Source organism: Isoptericola sp. NPDC057191, from assembly GCF_042670225.1.
Lineage (GTDB): Bacteria > Actinomycetota > Actinomycetes > Actinomycetales > Cellulomonadaceae > Isoptericola.
This window is the reverse complement of record NZ_JBHUWC010000319.1, coordinates 1-1,254: the sequence shown is the minus strand read 5'-3', so window position 1 is coordinate 1,254 and position 1,254 is coordinate 1. Positions and strand designations below refer to the sequence as shown.

At 75.7% G+C, this 1,254-nt stretch carries 3 protein-coding genes; 2 read left to right on the top strand and 1 reads right to left on the bottom strand.

Annotated elements, in window-relative coordinates; translation table 11 throughout:
• Nucleotides 1-114: hypothetical protein (locus ACFT55_RS20210; RefSeq protein ID WP_380245658.1), on the top strand; the 114-nt coding region annotated here is incomplete at its 5' end.
• A gap of 16 nt (nt 115-130) precedes the next feature.
• Here the strand turns inward: ACFT55_RS20210 and ACFT55_RS20205 are convergent.
• A complete protein-coding gene (locus tag ACFT55_RS20205) occupies nt 131-589 on the bottom strand; it encodes a VOC family protein (protein WP_380245657.1) in 459 nt (152 codons plus the stop codon).
• A 91-nt stretch (nt 590-680) separates the two neighbouring features.
• On the opposite strand from ACFT55_RS20205, the gene ACFT55_RS20200 reads away from it, so the two are divergent.
• A complete protein-coding gene (locus tag ACFT55_RS20200) occupies nt 681-1,241 on the top strand; it encodes a DUF6597 domain-containing transcriptional factor (RefSeq protein ID WP_380245656.1) in 561 nt (186 codons plus the stop codon).
• Nucleotides 1,242-1,254: the final 13 nt, after the last annotated feature.

Genomic DNA, 1,254 nt, shown 5'->3' with positions numbered 1-1,254 from the left:
GGGGGTGGGGGGGCCGCCGCCGCGGGGGGGGGGCGGGTCGCCGTCGACCAGGTCGCCTCGCTCACGGACGTGTCGGCGATCCAGTGGCACGACCGGCTCGTGCGCCGTCGCTGACGAGGCCGGGCCGCCGTCAGGACTGCTGCTCGGCCATCCACGCGTCGCTGGCGCGCTGCACGTCCTCGGGCGTGACGTCGTCGGCGACCTGGGCGAAGAACCACCGGTGCCCGGCGGGGCACCGCACCGCCGCCTGCCGGAACCCGGGGAACCAGTCGCCGGGCTCCTGGGTGCTCGTGGCGCCTGCTGCGACCGCGCGGGCGTGCGCGGCGTCGGCGTCGTCCACGTTGAGGGTGAAGGAGCCGGTGGTCCCGCTCTCCGGCTCGGGCGCGACCGCGCCCTCGGAGGGGAAGGCGGCGGCCACGGTGAAGGTCGACCAGCCGGAGCCGGTCGAGATCCGCAGGTCGGAGTGGATGATCGCGTCGCCTGCGGTGATGACGTCGATCACCTCCGCGCCCAGGCCGGCGACGTAGAAGTCGATCGCGGCGCGCGGGTCGGCGACGGTGAGGTTCGGGTGCAGGGGTGACAGGTCCATGGTGCTCCCTCCGGGGTGCGCCGGCCGGTGCCGGCTGACCCTCCCCATGCTGGTGTCGGAGGGGGAGGGCAGTCTTGGAGGAATGCGACAGGTGTTCGAAGCGGTCCGGCCACGCCCCCCGGTCCCCACGGCGTCCACGGTCCCCACGGCGTCCACGGTCCCCACGGCGTCCACCCGGGGGATCGTCGACCCGGCCGCGGCCGGCGGGGGCTTCGCGCTGGTGCGCCTCGACCCCGCCCCCGACCTCGCCGACCTCGTCGAGCGGCACTGGGTGGTGCGGTGGGAGCTGCCGGCGGACACCGAGTTCACGCAGGTCGTCATCCCGCACCCGCACGCCAACGTGGTCGCCGAGGCCGGCGGGTTCGCCGTCCACGGCATACCGGGCGGCCTCTTCGCGCGGACCCTCCGAGGGTCCGGCGCGGTGCTCGGCACCAAGCTCCGGCCGGGCGCTCTGCGGGTGCTCCTGGACGGGCCCGGTGCGCTGCGCCGAGGGCTGGTGGCTCCCGCGTCCGCCGTGCTGGCCGCCGCCCCGGACGGACCGGCGCCCGCGGACGTCGAGGCCGCGGGGCGGCGAGCGGTCGCCGCGGCGTGCGCCGGTGACGACGACGCCGCCGTCGGGTTTTTATATAATATGATGCGTGCGAGGGCGTAGAGTAGTGGATTGT